This is a genomic window from Natronogracilivirga saccharolytica (genome assembly GCF_017921895.1).
Classification (GTDB): domain Bacteria; phylum Bacteroidota; class Rhodothermia; order Balneolales; family Natronogracilivirgulaceae; genus Natronogracilivirga; species Natronogracilivirga saccharolytica.
In genome coordinates this window covers 141,966-161,004 of record NZ_JAFIDN010000009.1, presented here as the reverse complement: position 1 = coordinate 161,004, position 19,039 = coordinate 141,966, and the positions used below count along the sequence as shown (strand labels likewise).

The following is a 19,039-nucleotide window of genomic DNA, read 5'->3' as shown; positions in this document are numbered from 1 at the left end:
CATACACACACAACCAATGGAGGAAGGCAATGTACATAAAGAACAAAAGAACCGTTTGCAGCATCGCAACCGTGCTGCTGTTCATGTTGATTGCAGCCCCTGACCTGACGGCCCAGCATGAACACATGCACGATGACCATCCCATTCCTGATGAAACGGAAATCGGAATGATTGACTTCGGAGTTGCCTGTAACGAAGACGTCCGGGCTGATTTCAACCATGCTTTGGGCATGCTTCACCATATGATGTACGTATCAGCGCGGGAAAACTTTAAGAAAGTTGCTGAAGCAGATCCGGACTGCGCCATGGCCTATTGGGGCATAGCCACTACGTTGTTCCAGCCGCTTTGGGGAACCCGGCCCGGCAACGATGATTTGCAGTATGGCTGGAAAAAAATTCAAAAGGCTGATGATCTGGCTGAAACCGAGCGGGAAAACGCTCTGATAGCGTCGACGAAGGCGTTTTTCCGTGAGCCGGAATCCGCTGATTTCCGAACACGGATTGACCGATGGAGCGATGGCGTGAAAACAGCATATCAAGCTTTTTCTGAAGATCATGATATTGCGGCTTTGTATGGACTGACATTGCTGACAAAAGCACAATTCATTAATGATCGTGATCCGCTATACGATGAAGCCGAGGATGTTCTCCGTTCCATTTTTGAGGAAGTACCCGAACATCCGGGTGCCATTCATTACAGTATTCATGCAACCGATGTTGACGGACGCGCTGAAAATGCCCTGGACATGGTGGAAGCGTATGCCGCGATAGCACCGAATACCCCTCATGCGCTGCACATGCCGTCACATATTTATGTCCGTCTGGGCGACTGGCCCGAGGTCATTATATGGAACAGGCTTTCGGCTGATGCGGCACTCGACTTTCCGGTCAATGGTGCCGAATCTCATCACTACATCCATGCAATCGATTATAAGGTGTACGCCTATCTGCAGCGTGGTGAAGATGAAAAGGCCGAAGCGGTATTTGAAGAAGCGCTGAACAAAGAGAGGCACCAGCAGACCTTTGTGAGTGCTTATCATTTTGCGGCCACTCCGGCCCGGCTCGCCGTTGAACAGCATGACTGGGACCGCGCCCGGTCTCTTGAACCGCGCACACCCGGGTATCTTCCGTGGGATGAATCCCCTTGGGCTGAAGCCCTGACCTGGTATGCGCGGGGACTCGGTGCAGTTCACACCGGAAACCTTGATGAAGCAAAAAGTGCAAAGCAACGCATGTCGGAGCTTCGCGATATTGCTGAAGAGCGGGGAGATGATAATATGGTGGCCTACATTGACGCCGACCGCCACGTACTGGCCGGGCGTATCGCATTTGAGGAAGGGGATAAAACAAAAGCCGTTGAACTCACCCAAAAAGCAACCGAGCTCGAAGGATCAGTGGAAAAACATCCGGTAACACCGGGTGCCCTTCAGCCCACCTATGAAGCCCTTGGCAATTTATATATGGATCTGGATCGGCCGGATGAAGCCCTTGCAGCTTATGAGGCATCGGACAAGCTCTGGCCCGGAAGGCTGAATACGCTCATGGGTGCATCCATAGCAGCCAGGATGAATGGTGATGAACGGGTTGCAAGGTATTACTTTGCGCAGTTATTGAACAGCGCGGCCGGAGAGCTGGAATTCCCGATGGCGGGCGGCGAGACCGTCAGCCGGTCCCATTGAAAATCCCGCGATCTCATGGGACAGCCGCCTGCCGGGCTTACGAATGTGCCATGATGCGGGCATGGATACGGCATGCGGAAAAGGCACTGCTTGCCTGGTTGCCGGATGCGTCATTCATTGAAAAGGAGCTCGGCGTCGAACTCCTGAACCAGGTGCCAGGTAAGCTTGCCTGCGTCAAAGACGATGTGAAAGTAGCGCTGTTCGGCAGAGCGGACAACAAAGTGATAGTGCATGGCCTGTCCGACCCGCTCGGTATGCGACTGGCGTATCTGGGCAATGCGGTGACTCTGCCCGTCCGGCAGCTGAAAACGCAGCGGGGTGATGCCGAATTTCACCTTCGGCGAACGGAATCCCGCAAAAATGCTTAGCACGTTGATGGCCGGATATTTATCCATTTCGGACGGGGTTTTCTGTCGGTTTTCTGTCGGTTTTTTGTCGCTTTTTTGTCGCTTTTTTGTGCTGCCGGGTTGTCCGGAAACATGATTACACATAAATTACACATATGATCATTCCCGTCAAACGGAGAAATCAGAAAACGGACAAAAAATGGCGTATTTATGAATCCCGACCGCATCACATCGTACGACCTGGAGCAGGATGTGCACCGTATTACGCTGTACAGCAGCGTTGCCCGCGAGCATCAGCATGTAAGCCTGAAACCACGGCTGTACCTGCACATCGATATGAACTGCTTTTACGCGCAGGTCGAGCAGCGGGCCTGGAATTTGTACGGGCTCCCGGTGGCGATGGGCGGATGGCGCAAGCCGGACGGCACCCCGCGCGGAATCGTGGCCACCGCGAGCTACGAAGCGCGGCAGCTCGGCATCAAAACGGCGATGAGCGCTTTCGAGGCGCATCAGATCTGCCCCTATCTGGTCTTCCTGCAGATCGACTATGACAAGTACAAGGGCATCAGCCGTCAGCTTCAGGCGATCCTGGAAGATTTCGCGCCCGATGTGGAAAAATACTCGATGGACGAATACTTTCTGGATGTGACGTTTCTTCAGCGTCAGCCGCGCCGGGCCATTCTGGATTTTGCCGGGCGGCTTAAACGGGCGATCTACAACGAGCTCGGACTGGTCTGTTCGGTAGGCATGGCGCGGAGCAAGACGTACGCCAAGCTGGCGTCCGGACTCCGCAAACCCAACGGGCTTCTTCTGCTTATGAACGAGGAGGAAGCCCGTTCGGAGCTGGATGAACTGCCTCTGGATGAGGTCTGGGGCATCGGACGCCGGCGATACCGGCGGCTGCAGCGCCACAGCATCCTTACGATCGCCGACGCGCGGCGGCGCGGTCCGGCCATCTTCGAACAGATTTTCGGCGCCATGCAGGGACGTCTGTTCTACGAAATGGTGACCGGCCGGGATCGCGCCAAAGTCCTCGACAATAACCGTCATGTGCCCGACGAGGTGAGCTTCATGCACACCTTCTCCGACTGGACCGCCGACATCGGCCAGGTGCGTGCCGAGCTGGTCAAGGCGATTCAGCAGGTATGTTACCGGATGCGCGGATACCGGCGAAAAGCCCGGCGTTTCGGCTGCTACTTGCGGTTTCAGAACGCCGAATGGCAGGGCACCTCTTTTGCCTTCTCCACACCCGGATACACCCATATCGATGAATACGTGATGGATGCCTGCATTCCGGTGGCCGTGGAACTGCTCAGGCAGGCCCGGCGCGAAGGACATACGTTCCGGGGTGTCGGCCTGCACACCATCGATATGGTGCCGGGCGACCAGCTCGAAATCTTCTTCCGGGAAGACGACCGCCTCGGCCGGCTGTACCGCTCCATCGACACCATCAACAACACCTACGGCAGGCAGGCCGTCGTCAAGGGAGCCGTCAAAGACGGCGTGCCCGGAAAGACCCATTTTGTCAACCGGAGCTGAGTTGCAGCCGGCAGCTCAGCTGTCACTATTTTATGAAAAGCATTTTGCGGGTTTCGATATGACCTCCGGCCTGAATGCGGTACAGATACACACCGCTTGACAAATCACCGGCGTCAAAGGTGACATCATGGCGGCCGGCCGGTTTATGTTCATTCAGCAGCAAAGCCACCTGTCTTCCGGTCACATCAAAAACCTCCAAACGCACATCCGCAGCCTCCGGAAGAGTGAAACCGATCTTCGTTGCCGGATTGAACGGATTGGGATAGTTCTGAACCAGTTCAAATGTCCGGGGCGAAGTGCCATCATCCCCCCGGATGCCGGTGTCGGTAAGGGGAGAAACGGGATCCCATGTCTGAGTATAATACCGGCTGCTCCGAAGAATGCCAGTCCGGGTTTTCCCGATGTTCACACGCTCCTCATCATGTCCGACCGAAGCAATGTAATAGTAGTAGTCCGTGCCATTCTGCAAGCTGTCATCAATAAAGCTGCGGGCTGACGGCTCCAGTTCGGCAATGCGCTTGTGGTGTGCCTCAAAACTGCCTGCGCCGCGATAAATTTCGAAGCCGCTGACATCGTTTTCATCGCCGGAGAAATCCCAGCTCAGCTCAATGGCATCATCGAATGCAGCAAGCTCAAAACGGGATGGAGGCGGGGGTGGACGGGGTATGTTGTAGCCGCTCCGGTAATTGGCAATAGCACGCTCGAAGGTCTGCAGCAACGAGTCGCGCCCGGTCATCACCCACTCATTCTTGGCGCGGGTGGTCATTTCTCCGGTCGTTCCGTCCGCGAGCGGACCCTGTGCGTCATCCGTGCGGCCCTCGTAATATGCCTTGAACCGCTCACCCGTTTTTTCGGCTATTTCGCGGCTCAGTCCGGCCACCCCTTCCGCCCAGACAATGCGGATCGTATCTCCCGGATCCAGAGTGTAGGGGCCATATGCCTTCATGGCTGACATCCCGCCTGAAGTACCCAACCGGGGATCGCTGATCTGATCGGCAAAATCCATAAATTCTGCCACCTCGTGCACCTGATAGGCATGGCGCGGCATGATGCCCCGGGTCATCAGCTCGTACTCGCGCTCCGTTCTCACGCGGTTAAACGGATCATTTCCGGATTTGAGATCACTGTCCGAGTTGATGTGCCCCCTGGTGCGCGGCTGCTGCAGGTCGTCGGACGGATCGTCCGGTGAGGAGTCCGCATGCAGCGTGACATGGCCGGCGAAGTGGTGAGCAAGCAGGTGTCCGAGTGTATCCGAAAGACTCATGAACTGGTCCGCAGGGTCAATTTGAGGCGCTCCGATATTGTTGTAGTCGATGCTGCGCGCCGGTTCATATCCGTGCCAGTCATAGGAGGCGCGCATGGGTGGTCCGTCATCGGAAAAAGGCTCCCCGATTGATTGTCCCTGCAGGCCGTCACCCCACCGGTCATTCATAGTGTTGCGCCCCCATCCGGTATGATTGGCCACCATGTAGCGTGATTTTCTGACCGGCGCATAGCGGAACTGGAAATAAAAATAGACGCTGTCGAGTGTCTGCTCCGGAACGTCACGATACATGCCCGTTTCATTGGATATAGTGTACTCGAAAATGTGGTAGTTATCGTGGAACTGCTGACTGAACTGGTGGATTTCACGGGTAAACGTCAGTCCCAGAGACGTTTCCACGGTATTCGGATCATCCGGTCCGACGGCAGTTCGGGATCAACCACATCGGGCTGCGAACCAGTATTGTCATACACCGACCGCCGGCCCTCCACCATCACTTCGGGAACTCTGTACCGTGAATGGAGGGCAAACTCCCGCGGGAAAAAATGGTCCGCACCCTGAACTCTGGGACCGATGTGAATGACCTTGTAATCAAATGGTTCATTCTCACCATCATCAAAACCTTGCAGCCCGATCCAGAAAGCCTTGCCGGCCTGGGCGTCCTGGTATTCAAGAATGGCCGGCCATCGCAATCCGTACTGCTGAGAGGTTACCAGTCCGTGCTCCCTCTCATTTCCAATTTCGGAGTACCAGTTCTGCAGGGAACCTGCGTTCAGCCACCGGGTCTGCTGGGCCGATGAAGATGGTGCCAGGGCAAATGCTGTCACCAGAAAAAAAAGCAGGAAGAGCGGTATCATAACTGCGGGAATCATTTTGTCCGACCCGCCGGATAAGCAGCATCTCAAGTGTGTCATAGTTTTCAGGGATTTCGGAGTGAAGGAGGTTCACCTGTGGTGCTGTTCGCCTGTGAATAATATATAGAAGACCGCATTCAGCCTCAATTGCACTTTTAAAACTATTTTACATGACTGTGCTCTTTTTATACTTGAATAAGTGCTCATATATTCATATACTGTATATTGATATTGCTATCAAAACATCACCATTTTTTCTCTTGCACACATGCCGGCCATTTCTTCGAAATTACGCGCCAGAATATTGCAGGCGATTGCCCACCCGAACCGGATCCGCATTCTGGAGGCTGTCCGAAAAGGACTGACCTGCAGTTGCGAAATTGCACCACAGCTGGACATGGAGCAGTCCAACTTATCCCGGCACATGAAGATACTGGTCGACAGCGGCATACTGACTCCTCAGCGTGACGGCGTGCGTATCAACTACCGGGTCGCCGACGAGGAGGTGTTTCAACTTCTGGACCTGTCGGGCCGGATCGTCAGAAATGCCGCAGAGCGCAGTATCCATGAAACTGAATTCTGAAGCGATTTTTTTTGCCTTTTAATATGAGTATTTGCTCATGTTTTCATTATTTCCATAACCAATGTTTTCAACTCCGAATTTATCAGCCTGACGCCTATGTCTCTCCTTATCGATTTACTCGCAGCGGGATGGGGTTCGCTGGAGTACTACATTCTGGAACACACCCTGACCTGCCTGGTACCGGCTTTCTTTCTGGCAGGTGCCATGGTCACCTTTCTGAACCGCAATGCCATTCTGGATCTGCTTGGCGAACAGGCGGGTATCATGAAATCCTTTCCGCTTGCAGCGGCCGCCAGTTTCCTGGTTGCAGCCTGCTCATGCACGGTAATTCCCGTTGCGGCGGGACTCTATTTTGCCGGTGCGGGTGTCGGGGTGGCCTTTATCATACTGTGGGTTGCTCCGGCGGCAAACATCCTGGCCCTGGTCTACACCGGAACCATCCTTGGTGCAGAAATGGTGATCGTGCGGATCATCGCAGCCCTGCTGGTCGCTTTCCTGGTCGGACTCGTCATGCGGTTTGCCTTCCGCCATGAAAGGCGCGGGGAAACAGCGAATCAAACTGATCACAAAACGGTCGGGCAAAGTGGGAGTGATGCACAGCGCACCCGTCCTAAAATTATAACCGGCATCAACTTAGGACTGATCGCGCTGGTTCTGATCAGTCTTCTGGCTCCGAATTATCTTGTCCGCGAAGGTCCTTACCTGCACAAAATTCTGGTTTGGGGCGGCGTCACCATTGCTGCGGCAATCTATGCACTTCGGATGATCGACCGGGATCAGCTCATACTCTGGGTGCGGGAAACCTGGTGGTTCGTGCGGGTGATCTTTCCGCTGTTGCTGGCAGGTGTATTTCTGGTCGGCATCATTCAGGCGGTTCTGCCGGAAGCCTGGGTACGGGAATGGCTTGGCGGCAATACCATGCTGGCATCGTTGCTGGCAACGCTTATCGGTGCCTTCAGTTACTTTGCCACCATGACCGAGGCACCCTTTGTCGATGCCCTGATGGACATGGGTATGGGGTACGGACCGGCGCTGACCCTGCTTCTGGTCGGGCCCGGAATCAGCCTGCCCAACTGGTTGGCCATCGCCCGGATCTTCGGTATCAAAAAAGCGCTCGTGTATATCCCGACCATCATCATACTAGGCACCATAGTCGGTTGGTTCTTCGGAAATTTCGTTTTCTGACCGGACCGTAATGCTTGCTGCCCGGCATTATTGCCAAATTGAAACTGCAAAATATCATAACAATCACAACACACATCAAACAATCAGGTGCAAACTATGAAAGTACAAATAGCCGGACCCGGATGTCCGAAATGTCAAACTACAGAAAAAACGGTAAAAGAAGCTCTGGCCGAACTGAATCGTGATGCCGAGGTGATCCATGTCACCGACTACCAGGAAATGGCCAGGCTGGGTGTACGTATCACTCCGGCCGTCGTGATTGACGGGAAAATCGCTCTGGCGGGGCGTGTACCTTCACTGGAAGAAGCAAAAGACCTGCTGCAGTCCGGATAAATATAAAATAATAGATCCAGCCGAAACCGGCGAAGCGGAATTGGTCACGAAGTACTCCGGATTTTCCTGATCCACAGGAGCGGGATGGGTCGCGGAGTACTCATCGCGGCCTCAGGATATTGAGACATTGCAGAAAAACGCTTACCATGAGCGCATGGAAGCTTCTCTGTTACTGTATCTTTCGCTGGGAATATTTATTATTGCCGTTTTATACTCATCGGTCGGCCATGCCGGGGCGTCAGGGTATATTGCCGTGATGTCTCTGTTCAGCCTTGCACCGGAGATTATCAAACCGGCGGCACTGACCCTCAATATCTTTGTTGCCTCTATTACATTTCTTCAGTTTTACCGTGCCGGTCACTTCCGGTGGGCGCTGTTCTGGCCTTTCATAATCCTTTCCATTCCGATGGCATTTCTGGGCGGATATCTGAACCTCCCGACGCAGGTATTCAACATGGTGATCGGGGTGATACTGCTGTTTTCTGCCGCCCGTTTTATTTTTGATCTGCGCCCTGACACTCCGAAAGTGGCTCCCGCCATACCTGCAGCGGCAGCTTCCGGAGGGGGCATCGGGCTGCTGGCCGGACTAACCGGAACCGGAGGCGGTATTTTTCTCACTCCTCTCCTGCTCATGATGCGCTGGGCCACGGCCAAACATGCTGCCGCTGTCTCTGCCCTGTTCATCTTGTTCAACTCTGTATCCGGACTGGCCGGAAATATTACTGCCACCCTGTCGCTTCCCCTGTTTGCGCTTCCGATAGTAATTGCAGCCGTTGCGGGAGGCAGCATCGGATCCTGGATGGGAAGCCGGCGGATCGGCCATATTGCAATCAAGCGCCTGCTGGCAACGGTACTGCTCATCGCCGGAATGAAACTGGTGTTTTTTCCGTAAAGCCGGGGTGTTGGTTCTTATAGTTTATTGGATTCCGGAGTTTACCGGCTTCCAGACTTTTTGTCGTCTTTCAGCTCAATCCCCCCCCTTTTTTCTTATCACGCCTTGCCCCTCAGCATCCGGAAAATATGCAATACGCCCGGGAAGAGAGCATTCATGCTTTCCCCGGCTCCGCGGGCACTGCCGGGAAGGGCGATCATCAGCGTTTGTCCCCGCAGTCCGGCTATCTGTTCTGACAACATGGCAAAGGGTGTGCGCTGATAGCCGTAGCTGCGCATTGCCTCACCCATTCCGGGAACCAGCTTGTCGGATACATCCCGGATCACCTGTGGCGTGATGTCTTTGGGAGTCGGGCCCGTAGCTCCGCACACAAACACCAGGTCAACTCCGCTGTCCGATTGCCCTTCCTCACCCGGACCATCAGCGCTTTCCCGTTCCTTCCGCACCATCGTACCTTTTGCCAGTCTTTTCAATGTCCCGGCAAGCTCTGCGGGATCCTCATCGACATACACATCCTCACTCACAATCACAGGTTGATCCGCCAGGAACTCCCGGATCACGTCCCCGGCGCGATCAGCTCTTTTGCCCTGCTTTTTTGCCGACGAGACAATCACGACGGCCGCTTTCAACGGCTTGTCAAACCGGTCGGACATATCCGATTTTCCACCGGTTTTCCCGGCCAGCCGGATCTCCCCGATCGATACATCCTCTTTCAGCGGCTTGAGCATGTCGTATGCGTTGAGCAATGCTGCGCTGACTGCCGTCATCGCCTCCATTTCCATCCCGGTTTTCCATACCGAGCGCACCTCGGCGGTGAATACGATCCGGTCATCTTCCAGCTCCATCGAGACCTCCACCCAATCCACCGGCATCGTATGGCAAAAGACGATCCACTCGGATGCCCGCTTGGCAGCCTGGATTCCGGCGCTTCGGGCGACCGAGCGCACATCCCCCTTGGGTATTCTTCCATCCCGCACGCGCTCAATAATTTCCGGCGATGCCAGCAGCGTACCGGTCGCCCTTGCATACCGCAACGAAGACCGTTTATGACTAATATCAATCATGATAGCAACAAATGGTTGTTTAAGAAGTTCGGTTTTTAGAAATTGAGAATATGCAAAAACAACATACTTTGGAACAGAAAAAAAAACGAACCGTAGCTTATGGCCCTGTTTCTGGTTTGCGAGGAGTGAAACCGGACGGGGCAGCCGCGGACGAAGCAGTTGAAAATGCAGACAGGGCAGTTGCAGATGCAGGCGGTTCGAACGTACCCGGGTTCACGGTAAACCTGCTCTGGTTCAGTGTCCTGGCGGATCATCGTGGCCGGCGGTCCGAACAGATATCGCTGCCGCAAGGAGCGCGCGGATCGGACCTGATCGATTTGCTGGCCAAGGAGATGCCGGTCATTGCAAAGTATCGTGAATACATCCGTCTGGCGGTCAACCAGGCGTATGTAAACGGCGATACACTGCTTAAGGACGGCGATGAAGTGGCTCTGATCACACCTGTTTCCGGCGGCTGACCCTTTGCTATCCAATATTTTGTCCTGCTCTCCATGCCGAAATTATACGACACACACGGACGCGTCCACGATTATCTGAGGGTTTCGCTGACCGAGCGGTGCAACCTGCGGTGCCATTACTGCATGCCTGCCGATGGTGTCCCGCTCTCTCCTAAAGAGCACTTGTGCAGCTACGAAGAATTGCTCTCCATTATCGATACGTTTTGTGAGCTCGGTGTGCGAAAAATCCGGATTACCGGAGGAGAGCCGCTGGTCCGGCAGGATGTGGACAAAATGTTCCGGGCACTTGGCAAACGGCCTGTCGAACTGGCACTGACCACCAACGGTTTGCTGGTGGACCGGTTTATCGATTTATTTTCAGACATCGGTCTGCGAAACATCAATGTCAGTCTGGATACACTCGAACCCGACCGTTTCCGGTTGATTACCCGCCGGCCCGGCTTTGAAAGCGTCATGGAGAATATCCGGCAGCTGGTCGACCATGATTTTCGCGTGAAGCTGAACATGGTGGTCATGCGTGGAGTGAATGACGATGAAATCGTCGATTTTGCAGAGCTTGCGCGGGCCATGCCTGTGACTGTCCGGTACATCGAATTTATGCCGTTCGACGGTAACCGGTGGGATGACCGGAAAATGGTTCCTGCGGAAACCATCCGGGGAGCACTCGCTGACCGGTATATGCTGGTCCGTGACTCCGACGCCGCCCACGACACGACCCGCCACTATTCCATCCCGGGGTTCCGGGGCCGCATCGGCATCATCAGCTCCATGAGCGAGTATTTCTGCGGGAGCTGCAACCGGATCCGGCTTCTGGCCAACGGCGGAATTCAAAACTGCCTGTTCTCGGAGAACGAAACCGATCTGCGTACTCCGCTGCGTCGCGGAGACGACCTTGAGCCCATCATCCGGGAATCCATCCGGGCCAAGAAAAAACAGCATGCAGGCATGTTTGAGCTTGCGGATATGCCGGGACGAACCATGACCACCATCGGAGGCTGACGCTCACATGTCAAAATAATTAGTAAACTCATGCAGGAACTCGTACAGGATAACATCTGGATCGTCATCGGAGAACAGATTCCCTCCGTCGAAGATGCTGCAGGTTTTGCCGGCCGTTCCGATTGCGGTGCGGTCAATATCTTTACCGGTATGACCCGGAATCACGAAAAGGGCCGTCAGGTTCAGACCCTGTATTATGACTGCTACGAAGAGATGGCCCTGAATGTGCTCTCATCCCTTGCAGCTGAAACCTGTAACCGCCATAATGCCGGGATGATTGTGGTTTTTCACCGAACCGGTGAAGTGCCTGTAGGCGAATGCTCACTGGTTGTCGCCGTGAGTTCGCCCCACCGGAAACAGGCGCTTGATGCCACTGCCGAGCTGATCGACAGACTCAAGGAGGAGGTGCCTGTCTGGAAAAAAGAGACCTTTGCCGATGAAGTGAAGTGGAAAGAAGAACAGTGAGCCTTATTGCTGTATCAGTGAGCCTGATTGCTGCACGTTCTGTCAAAAAACCCTGAAAATTTATTTAGACTTCATATAAATAGCAGAGATTGCTTTCAATTTCGCCAATCACAATGAAAGCGTACTCTGCTATCTATGAAACAATTTTGCTTACGACTTGCCCGGCTCTGTGCATCAGCATCCCTGCTGACACTGATCATTCTGCAACCGGCATCAGCCTTTAACATGACCGGAGCTGCCGGATCCGGGGAGTCAGAACAAACACTGAAAGGTATCATCACCGACACCGCCGGCGATCCGCTGCCCGGAGCTACGGTGTGGATACCGGAACTTCAATCCGGAACCACCGCCAATCAGCATGGCCATTTTGAATTGCCCGGACTGCAATCCGGATCCTGGACACTGGTCATCCGCCATGTCGGTTTTCAGACATTGGAAACCAATATCTCATGGCCAGCAGATGCATCCGAAATGGATGATGACGGTCATCTTGCATTCACACTGGAGCAGGAGGTGGTTCTGACAGACGAACTGCTTGTGGTCGGGTCTCTTTTTGACCGCATCACCCGCTATCAGCCCACGCAAAGCTATACAGCCAGGGAAGTCCAGAAGCGCAACACCGCTTCTATCGGAACTCTTCTGGATGGTGAAAGCGGTGTGGCCATGCGATCCATGGGCAATGCTCCGGCCCGGCCTGTCGTCCGCGGTATGGACGGTGAGCGAATTCAGGTACTTCAAAACGGTATGAAGATGGGTGATTTTTCCGCGACCGGACACGACCATGCTGTCATTATGGATCCCTCTTCCCTTGACCGGGTGGATATCGTCCGGGGACCGGCAAGTCTGATTTACGGATCCAGTGCTATGGGTGGCATTATCAATGTTCATTCCGGCGATATCCCTTCCCGCTGGGCGGACGGGACTTCCGGTTATCTTGGAGCCGAAGGACAGAGCGGAAGCTCATCCCTGAACGGTGTGACACGTCTGACCTACGGACTCGGAGACCGCGCCTATACTTTCCGAAGCAGTCTCCGGAACACCGGCGACATGCAAACCCCCGAAGGGGAAATCCCGGGTACCGATATGCGGTCCATCGACATCGGAGCCGGCGGCGCCTGGCGCTACAACAGTGGTTACAGCGGGGGATCCATCCAGTATTCAGATAAAACCTACGGTATTCCGGAAGACCCTTTTGATCTGGATGAAGAGGTGGAACTGGAGATGCAGCGGCTGGCCGTCCAGGGAACGACTCATTACAAGCTGGACCACCATTTCTGGAATGCCGCCGAGGCCCGTATGGTATACAACTACTACACCCACGAGGAGATCGAGTATAAATATGCAGATGGTGTCCTGGACGATGTTGACCTCGAGCTGGCGGTTGATCACCACTTTTTCCAGACAGACGTGCTGTTTCAGCATGGTAAACGCGGTGCCATAGATAATGGAACGGCCGGAATCACCTTTGAATGGCGGGATGTTTCGGTCGGAGGTGAAGAAGCACTTACCCCTGACGCCCGCGGCTGGACCACTGCCGGTTTTATCGTCGAGGAGTTGCGTTTGCCGCGAAACTGGCGGCTGCAAAGTGGTCTGAGGCTGGAGTGGAACTACATCCGCTCGCTTTCCAATGAAGATTTCCCCGAGGCCGGCACCACGCGCAGCCAGGGAATATGGGCAGGATCCATCGGTGCAAGCGGACCGCTGTCCGGCAATCTGGACGCCGGCATACAGTTTGCACGTTCACACCGCACCCCATCGCTTGAAGAGCTCTTCGCCGATGCCATTCATTTCGCTGCCGGCGCCTACGAAGTCGGCGACCCCGACCTTGATGACGAAACAGGTTACAGCACTGATCTATTTCTGGATTACCGCACCTCCGGATGGCAGCTGCATCTGGCACTTTTTGCCAACCGTGTAACCAATTATATCTCCCTTCGGCCTACCGGGGAGACTGAACCGTCGCGGGGCTATCCGGTGCTTGAGTATTTCAGTACCGATGCCGAATTGCTGGGTGCAGAGTTTTTCGCAAAACGCAATCTGACCGGACAGCTGTCCATTTCATTGGGCGGAGACTATATCCGCGGAAGCGAACTGGAAAACGGTTCACGCGAACCGCTGCCTTTCATGCCTCCGCTGCGAACCTTTGCTGAAACCACATTCGATACCGGAACATGGTGGGCATCGGTCAGAGTCCGGCACGTACTCTCCCAGGAGCGCACTGCCGCAAGTGAAGAAGAAACCGACGGGTATACGCTGACCGAAGCTTCCCTTGGTGCCCGTCTGGGCTCCTCCCGTATTCATAACATTACCCTGACTGCAGAAAATCTGTTCGATGTTACCTGGCGGGATCACCTGTCGCGCATTGAACAGCGCGACATCCCCATGATGGGACGGAACATCCGCCTGTCTTACCGGTTTTATTTCTGAATAAATCAACTCCATCTGTAATACGGAGCTCCACCGGATCCCGATTCAAATACGTTGCCTTTCCATTTTGAATCGGAGTCCGGGTTTTTTATATTTTATCGTTTAATACCGATAAAACAATCCGGCTATTACCGATCACAACATCTCATGCCCGCTATCGAAGAACCGTCGCTGAAAAGAAGCCGAACAGCTACAGAAGATCAGGACATCAAACGTTGCGCACAGCTGAGCAAAGCACTGGGCCATCCCGTGCGGCTGGCCATTCTCAAGCTGCTAACACAACGTGATACCTGTTTCTGCGGCGATTTTACGGATGTGCTCCCCCTGGCGCAATCGACCGTATCGCAACACCTGAAGGTGCTCAAGGATGCCGGACTGATTACCGGTACAAGCAGCGGTGTCCGCACCTGTTACTGCCTGGATCCGGATGGGATAGCCGAATTGCGCAAGATTCTGAGTTCTCTCGGGGAAATGTTCTCTACCGGAAATTTCACGGATTGCTGCTGAATACACCCTTGCATTTATTATTCACACTTCCCGAAACAGTGAGCTGGCACTCTTTTTTATCGTTATTTGCCGATGAATTATATGTAAAACGCTCCACATGCAGCAATACTTTTTTGCCATTCATTAATCAGCAAAAACAACAGAGATGAGTACCCAACACCACGAAAAACTGAAAGAACTGGTCAGAAAAAAATACAGCGACATTGCTATCCAATCAGATGCCGGTCAGGATGTTTCCTGCTGCGGAACAACCGGTTGTTGCGACTCCAGTAATAAAACCGGGTCGGAAACCGGTGCCGGTTTTACAATAATGGCCGAATCCTATGACCGGCTACAGGGCTATCACCCCGGTGCGGATCTGCAGTTGGGATGCGGTATTCCCGTTGAACATGCCGGTTTGGCTCCCGGCCAGTCAGTTCTTGATCTTGGCAGTGGTGCCGGAAACGACCTGTTTGTCGCCCGCTCCATCACAGGAGCTACGGGAAGATTGACAGGGCTCGATTTTTCCGATGCCATGACGCACAAGGCCCGGGAAAATGTCCGCAAGCTCGGCTATGAGAATATGGAATTCATTACCGGTGATATCGAAAACATGCCCTTTGATGACAGCAAATTCGATGTTCTGCTTTCCAACTGTGTACTTAATCTGGTTCCGGATAAAAACCGGGCTTATTCTGAAATTTTCCGGGTGCTGAAATCCGGCGGACACTTCAGCATATCGGACATCGTGCTGGAAGGGGATATTCCGGATCCCATCCGGAAAGCGGCCGAGGCCTATGTGGGCTGCGTTTCGGGCGCCACACAGAAGGATACGTATCTTGACATCGTAGAAAATACCGGTTTTACCGATATCAGCATCCGCAAAGAACGGGAAATTTCCATTCCCTCCGACTGGATTCGCCGGGTGCTTGCCGACTCGGACGACACCGGCCGGGATATCATCAGCGGCAAGATCAGTGATCCTTCATCATATCCCGATACGTTCCGGGTGCTCAGCATTACCCTGAACGGCACAAAACCATAAACTTCAAATTATGTCCGGTTCAGATTTTAATAATCAGACTTTAATTCCGGATTCAATCATTTTTTTGTGATTCCGGGTTTATTCATCGTATATTTGCGATGAATAATTTGTTAAATCATGAATAAACAAGTACAAATAATATTATGCGACAAGAAACCGAAACCACCACCCTGCTTGAAGTTTACGACCCCGCCATGTGTTGCAGTACCGGTGTCTGCGGTCCCGATGTAGATGACAAGCTGGTCACTTTCGCTCAGGATCTCAAATGGCTGGAGTCACAGGGGGTGATGGTCAATCGCTACAACCTCGGTCAGGAACCCGAAAAATTCCGGGACAATCCTGAAGTGCTGCAGCGCCTCCAGGACCAGGGCTCCGAAATCCTGCCGATACTGCTTGTAAATGGCAGCATCATCGCAGAAGGCGGTTATCCCGACCGGGAACAAATGAAACAATTTACCAGCAACAAGCTGCTCGGAAATCCGGCTCCCGCCAACGGTTGTACTCCCGGCGGCGGATGTTGCTGACAACACGGACCCACTGATAAACACCCCGGATCTATCCAATACGAAACAATCATTTTACGATACACCCAAACAGATCACTTGTTTTGAAACTAAACATCACCCCCTATCTGTTTTTCACCGGCAAGGGCGGCGTGGGAAAAACTTCGCTCGCCTGCGCCACGGCCGTAACGCTCTCCGACGAGGGCAAGCGTGTACTGCTCATCAGCACCGATCCGGCCTCCAATCTTAAGGAAGTTCTGGAAACCGGTATCGCCGATACCGTAACCCCGGTGAATGGCACGGACAACCTTTTTGCCGTGAACATCGACCCCGAGCAGGCTGCCGGGGAGTATCGAAACCGCGCTATCGAACCGCTGAAAGGGCTGCTGCCGGATCATGAAATAGCGAAAATGCGCGAAGAGCTCTCCGGTGCCTGCACCACCGAAATAGCGGCATTCGACGAGTTTACCCGGTACGTCACCGACAAGCGGAAATCCGCAAATGGATCCGGCAACCCGGACTCCGGAAACCCGGCCCCGGGCAACGGTTCACCCGATAAAAATGCCCGGGAAGGCCGTCCGGCAAGCGATGCATCCGAAACCGAAGCCGAAGCCGACTTCGACGTGGTGATCTTCGATACCGCCCCGACCGGACACACCCTCCGCCTGCTCGAACTTCCGGCGGCATGGAGCGACTATATCGAAAAGAACCCGGACGGGGCGTCCTGCATCGGTCCTTCATCCGCTCTGAAAACCAATAAAGAACGCTACGAGCGGGTGGTGAAACAACTGCGCGATCCCGAAGCGACGACCGTTTACCTGGTATCACGTCCGGATGCCTCGGCCCTGAAAGAAGCCGATCGCTCCAGCGCGGAACTCCGCGAGCTCGGTCTTTCCAACCAAAACCTGCTCATCAACGGCTATTTCGAACCGCTGGACCGTGAGGATCCCTTTGCCCGAAACATGCAGGAAATGGCCGATCTGGCCCTTGCCGGGATGCCGGATTCGCTCAGGAAAATGCCGGCACAGACCTTTCCACTCCGTCCATACAACATTTTGGGACTGGAGCGGCTTCGCTCGGTATTTCAAACACCGGACTCCTCCAATTTGAATGCAAACGCCGTGGCGGACACCGGACGGGATGCAACCGCTTCGCTTGATAAGCTTATCGCCGACCTCACGGCCGATAGGGATCACGGCCTTGTGATGACCATGGGCAAGGGCGGTGTCGGCAAAACCGCCATGGCGGTAACCATTGCCCTGAAGCTGGCCCAAAAAGGGCACCCGGTCCATTTGACCACCACGGATCCGGCGGCTCACATCGATGACCAGCTCGGTTCGGCGGCGGAACTGCCCGAAAATCTCACCATCGGCCGGATCGATCCCAAAAAAGAGAAAAAGGAGTACATCGAGAAGGTAATTGCATCCAAATCCGGCTCGATGAGCCAGGAAAACCTGAGGCTGCTGCGGGAGGATCTGGAATCGCCCTGCACCGAAGAAGTCGCCGTATTTCAGGCCTTCTCCAAATCCATCCAGCAGGCCCGCCGGAAGTTTGTGGTCATTGACACCGCGCCGACCGGGCATACGTTGCTGCTGCTCGACACCACCGGCAGCTATCACAAAGAGGTCCTGCGCAATACTCAGTTGTCCAAAGACCGGATGAAAACCCCCTTCATGTACTTGCAGGACCAGAATTTCGCCAGGATTCTGCTGGTTACACTGCCGGAAACCACGCCCATCACCGAAGCGGCGAAACTGCAATCCGATCTGCGCCGGGCCGGGATCCAACCATGGGGATGGATCGCCAACCAGAGTCTTGCAGCCACCGGAGTATCGGATCCTTTGCTGCGGCAGCGGGCCGCTGAAGAAGTGCCGCTGCTCGAGGAAATCAAAGAGCGGCATTCCGAAAATGTGTACAGTGTGCCGTTCATTGCAGAAAGCAAAATCCCGAAAAAGCTGTTTGAACTGAAATCCGAGACAACCTGACACCATCATGACACCAACATTCCATCATGCGCTGGTTGCAATCGATCAGTCGCAGGCCAGCGACATCATTATCGACTGTCTGCCGCACTTTCACCAGCTCGGCACCGAAAAGATCACACTGTACACATCCGTTTCGGTATCCTATCCCGGCGGGCTCGACCAGTCATCAAAAAAGCAATACCAGGATAAACTGGAAGCGTTCAAAAGCAAACTGGAGAATCAACTGTCTGATGCCGGTTTGGCTATCCGGGTCGAAACCAAAGCAGAATTCGGCATCAATGCCTATCCCCCGCATGAAATCATCAATGCGGCTCATGAACTGGAGGCCAGCTATATCATTATTGCCAACCGGGGATACAGCAAATATCGCGAGCTGCTGCTGGGGAGTACCGCCACCGAACTGCTGCAACGCTGTGATCTGCCCGTATACCTGATCAATATGAAGATGTCCGATCAGCATTTGTACTGCGTCCGGGCCTGCCGCGACACGCTGTATCATGTTTTTTATCCCACCGACTTCTCCGATAACGCAGACCGTGCCTTCCAGGCACTGGAACATCTGCTGACACAAAATACAGGCCGCGCCACAAGGCACATCACCCTGTACCACGTCCAGTCAACGGGACGCATCGGAATGGATCAGCCTGATAAACTGGCCGAATTCAATCGCATTGACAGGGAACGGCTTGAGGCACTTAAAGAACGTCTTCAAAAAGTAACCGAAGCTCAAATTCACTTAGATATCGGTGCAGGATCTGCTGCTCACGAGATCACCGGGAAGGCCGCTCACTCCGAAGCCTCGATGATCATTATGGGAGGGCAGGGCCGCGGTTATATCCGTGACCTGTTCCTGGGAGGTGTCAGTCACCAGGTGGTTCGAAATGTGGATATTCCCGTGCTGATCATTCCTGCCTTACGTAAATAGCTCCGT

The 19,039-nt window shown here is 54.0% G+C and carries 19 protein-coding genes and 1 pseudogene; 16 read left to right on the top strand and 4 right to left on the bottom strand.

The features are described from left to right. The first annotated feature begins 29 nt into the window (after positions 1-29). A complete protein-coding gene (locus NATSA_RS11670) occupies positions 30-1,679 on the top strand; it encodes a tetratricopeptide repeat protein (RefSeq protein WP_210512778.1) in 1,650 nt (549 codons plus the stop codon). Positions 1,680-1,789: 110 nt separating this feature from the next. Here the strand turns inward: NATSA_RS11670 and NATSA_RS11665 are convergent, their stop codons facing one another. Then, positions 1,790-2,074, bottom strand: coding sequence for a hypothetical protein (locus NATSA_RS11665; protein ID WP_210512777.1), 285 nt, complete (start codon positions 2,072-2,074; stop codon positions 1,790-1,792). A gap of 162 nt (positions 2,075-2,236) precedes the next feature. On the opposite strand from NATSA_RS11665, the gene NATSA_RS11660 reads away from it, so the two are divergent. Further along, entirely contained in the window at positions 2,237-3,565 is a 1,329-nt protein-coding gene (locus tag NATSA_RS11660; protein ID WP_210512776.1) for a DNA polymerase Y family protein, read from the top strand. Between the two features lie 25 nt (positions 3,566-3,590). On the opposite strand, the gene NATSA_RS15685 is transcribed toward NATSA_RS11660, so the two are convergent. Further along, a complete protein-coding gene (locus NATSA_RS15685; protein ID WP_336244712.1) occupies positions 3,591-5,228 on the bottom strand; it encodes a T9SS type A sorting domain-containing protein in 1,638 nt (545 codons plus the stop codon). Next, positions 5,207-5,686: a hypothetical protein gene (locus NATSA_RS11650; RefSeq protein WP_210512775.1), complete on the bottom strand. Its 480-nt coding sequence runs from the start codon at positions 5,684-5,686 to the stop codon at positions 5,207-5,209. The genes NATSA_RS15685 and NATSA_RS11650 overlap by 22 nt, the downstream gene beginning before the upstream one ends. 265 nt (positions 5,687-5,951) lie before the next feature. On the opposite strand from NATSA_RS11650, the gene NATSA_RS11645 reads away from it, so the two are divergent. From NATSA_RS11645 to NATSA_RS11630, 4 genes are all read left to right on the top strand, one after another. After that, complete coding sequence (locus NATSA_RS11645) at positions 5,952-6,266, top strand: ArsR/SmtB family transcription factor (RefSeq protein WP_210512774.1); 315 nt, start codon at positions 5,952-5,954, stop codon at positions 6,264-6,266. A 96-nt stretch (positions 6,267-6,362) separates the two neighbouring features. After that, the gene (locus NATSA_RS11640) at positions 6,363-7,451 is read left to right on the top strand and encodes a permease (protein WP_210512773.1); all 1,089 of its coding nucleotides are present in this window, start codon (positions 6,363-6,365) and stop codon (positions 7,449-7,451) included. 96 nt (positions 7,452-7,547) lie between these two features. Further along, positions 7,548-7,784 (top strand): thioredoxin family protein, encoded by a 237-nt coding sequence (locus tag NATSA_RS11635; protein WP_210512772.1) that lies wholly within the window; start codon positions 7,548-7,550, stop codon positions 7,782-7,784. A 154-nt stretch (positions 7,785-7,938) separates the two neighbouring features. Next, positions 7,939-8,676, top strand: coding sequence for a sulfite exporter TauE/SafE family protein (locus NATSA_RS11630; protein ID WP_210512771.1), 738 nt, complete (start codon positions 7,939-7,941; stop codon positions 8,674-8,676). 98 nt (positions 8,677-8,774) lie between these two features. On the opposite strand, the gene moaC is transcribed toward NATSA_RS11630, so the two are convergent. Next, positions 8,775-9,740 (bottom strand): cyclic pyranopterin monophosphate synthase MoaC, encoded by a 966-nt coding sequence (gene moaC, locus NATSA_RS11625; protein ID WP_210512770.1) that lies wholly within the window; start codon positions 9,738-9,740, stop codon positions 8,775-8,777. 68 nt (positions 9,741-9,808) lie between these two features. Between moaC and NATSA_RS11620 the strand changes: the two genes are divergently transcribed. The 10 genes and pseudogenes from NATSA_RS11620 to NATSA_RS11580 all read left to right on the top strand — a co-directional run bounded on the left by NATSA_RS11620 (position 9,809) and on the right by NATSA_RS11580 (position 19,033). Then, entirely contained in the window at positions 9,809-10,198 is a 390-nt protein-coding gene (locus tag NATSA_RS11620; RefSeq protein ID WP_210512769.1) for a MoaD/ThiS family protein, read from the top strand. A 33-nt stretch (positions 10,199-10,231) separates the two neighbouring features. Further along, positions 10,232-11,197, top strand: a complete 966-nt coding sequence (gene moaA / locus NATSA_RS11615; protein ID WP_210512768.1) for a GTP 3',8-cyclase MoaA — start codon at positions 10,232-10,234, stop codon at positions 11,195-11,197. A gap of 30 nt (positions 11,198-11,227) precedes the next feature. Then, entirely contained in the window at positions 11,228-11,662 is a 435-nt protein-coding gene (locus NATSA_RS11610) for a molybdenum cofactor biosynthesis protein MoaE (RefSeq protein ID WP_210512767.1), read from the top strand. Between the two features lie 135 nt (positions 11,663-11,797). After that, complete coding sequence (locus NATSA_RS11605; RefSeq protein ID WP_210512766.1) at positions 11,798-14,089, top strand: TonB-dependent receptor; 2,292 nt, start codon at positions 11,798-11,800, stop codon at positions 14,087-14,089. A gap of 147 nt (positions 14,090-14,236) precedes the next feature. Beyond that, a complete protein-coding gene (locus NATSA_RS11600; protein WP_210512765.1) occupies positions 14,237-14,596 on the top strand; it encodes an ArsR/SmtB family transcription factor in 360 nt (119 codons plus the stop codon). Between the two features lie 145 nt (positions 14,597-14,741). Beyond that, positions 14,742-15,620: an arsenite methyltransferase gene (gene arsM, locus NATSA_RS11595; RefSeq protein ID WP_210512764.1), complete on the top strand. Its 879-nt coding sequence runs from the start codon at positions 14,742-14,744 to the stop codon at positions 15,618-15,620. A gap of 143 nt (positions 15,621-15,763) precedes the next feature. Continuing rightward, positions 15,764-16,144 carry an arsenite efflux transporter metallochaperone ArsD gene (gene arsD / locus NATSA_RS11590; protein WP_210512763.1) on the top strand — a complete coding sequence of 127 codons (381 nt, stop codon included), beginning with the start codon at positions 15,764-15,766 and terminating at the stop codon, positions 16,142-16,144. Between the two features lie 83 nt (positions 16,145-16,227). Beyond that, a pseudogene (locus NATSA_RS15810) lies at positions 16,228-17,193 on the top strand (ArsA-related P-loop ATPase); the annotation flags it as partial. Positions 17,194-17,328: 135 nt separating this feature from the next. Further along, a complete protein-coding gene (locus NATSA_RS15805) occupies positions 17,329-18,108 on the top strand; it encodes an ArsA-related P-loop ATPase (RefSeq protein WP_419539885.1) in 780 nt (259 codons plus the stop codon). Between the two features lie 7 nt (positions 18,109-18,115). Further along, positions 18,116-19,033 carry a universal stress protein gene (locus tag NATSA_RS11580; RefSeq protein ID WP_210512761.1) on the top strand — a complete coding sequence of 306 codons (918 nt, stop codon included), beginning with the start codon at positions 18,116-18,118 and terminating at the stop codon, positions 19,031-19,033. Positions 19,034-19,039 lie beyond the last annotated feature (6 nt).

Coding starts and splice junctions, on each gene's coding strand:
- NATSA_RS11670 (WP_210512778.1), top strand. CDS start 30: ATGTACATAAAGAACAAAAGAACCGTTTGCAGCATCGCAACCGTGCTG.
- NATSA_RS11665 (WP_210512777.1), bottom strand. CDS start 2,074: ATGGATAAATATCCGGCCATCAACGTGCTAAGCATTTTTGCGGGATTC.
- NATSA_RS11660 (WP_210512776.1), top strand. CDS start 2,237: ATGAATCCCGACCGCATCACATCGTACGACCTGGAGCAGGATGTGCAC.
- NATSA_RS11650 (WP_210512775.1), bottom strand. CDS start 5,686: ATGATACCGCTCTTCCTGCTTTTTTTTCTGGTGACAGCATTTGCCCTG.
- NATSA_RS11645 (WP_210512774.1), top strand. CDS start 5,952: ATGCCGGCCATTTCTTCGAAATTACGCGCCAGAATATTGCAGGCGATT.
- NATSA_RS11640 (WP_210512773.1), top strand. CDS start 6,363: ATGTCTCTCCTTATCGATTTACTCGCAGCGGGATGGGGTTCGCTGGAG.
- NATSA_RS11635 (WP_210512772.1), top strand. CDS start 7,548: ATGAAAGTACAAATAGCCGGACCCGGATGTCCGAAATGTCAAACTACA.
- NATSA_RS11630 (WP_210512771.1), top strand. CDS start 7,939: ATGGAAGCTTCTCTGTTACTGTATCTTTCGCTGGGAATATTTATTATT.
- moaC (WP_210512770.1), bottom strand. CDS start 9,740: ATGATTGATATTAGTCATAAACGGTCTTCGTTGCGGTATGCAAGGGCG.
- moaA (WP_210512768.1), top strand. CDS start 10,232: ATGCCGAAATTATACGACACACACGGACGCGTCCACGATTATCTGAGG.
- NATSA_RS11610 (WP_210512767.1), top strand. CDS start 11,228: ATGCAGGAACTCGTACAGGATAACATCTGGATCGTCATCGGAGAACAG.
- NATSA_RS11605 (WP_210512766.1), top strand. CDS start 11,798: ATGAAACAATTTTGCTTACGACTTGCCCGGCTCTGTGCATCAGCATCC.
- NATSA_RS11600 (WP_210512765.1), top strand. CDS start 14,237: ATGCCCGCTATCGAAGAACCGTCGCTGAAAAGAAGCCGAACAGCTACA.
- arsM (WP_210512764.1), top strand. CDS start 14,742: ATGAGTACCCAACACCACGAAAAACTGAAAGAACTGGTCAGAAAAAAA.
- arsD (WP_210512763.1), top strand. CDS start 15,764: ATGCGACAAGAAACCGAAACCACCACCCTGCTTGAAGTTTACGACCCC.
- NATSA_RS15805 (WP_419539885.1), top strand. CDS start 17,329: ATGACCATGGGCAAGGGCGGTGTCGGCAAAACCGCCATGGCGGTAACC.
- NATSA_RS11580 (WP_210512761.1), top strand. CDS start 18,116: ATGACACCAACATTCCATCATGCGCTGGTTGCAATCGATCAGTCGCAG.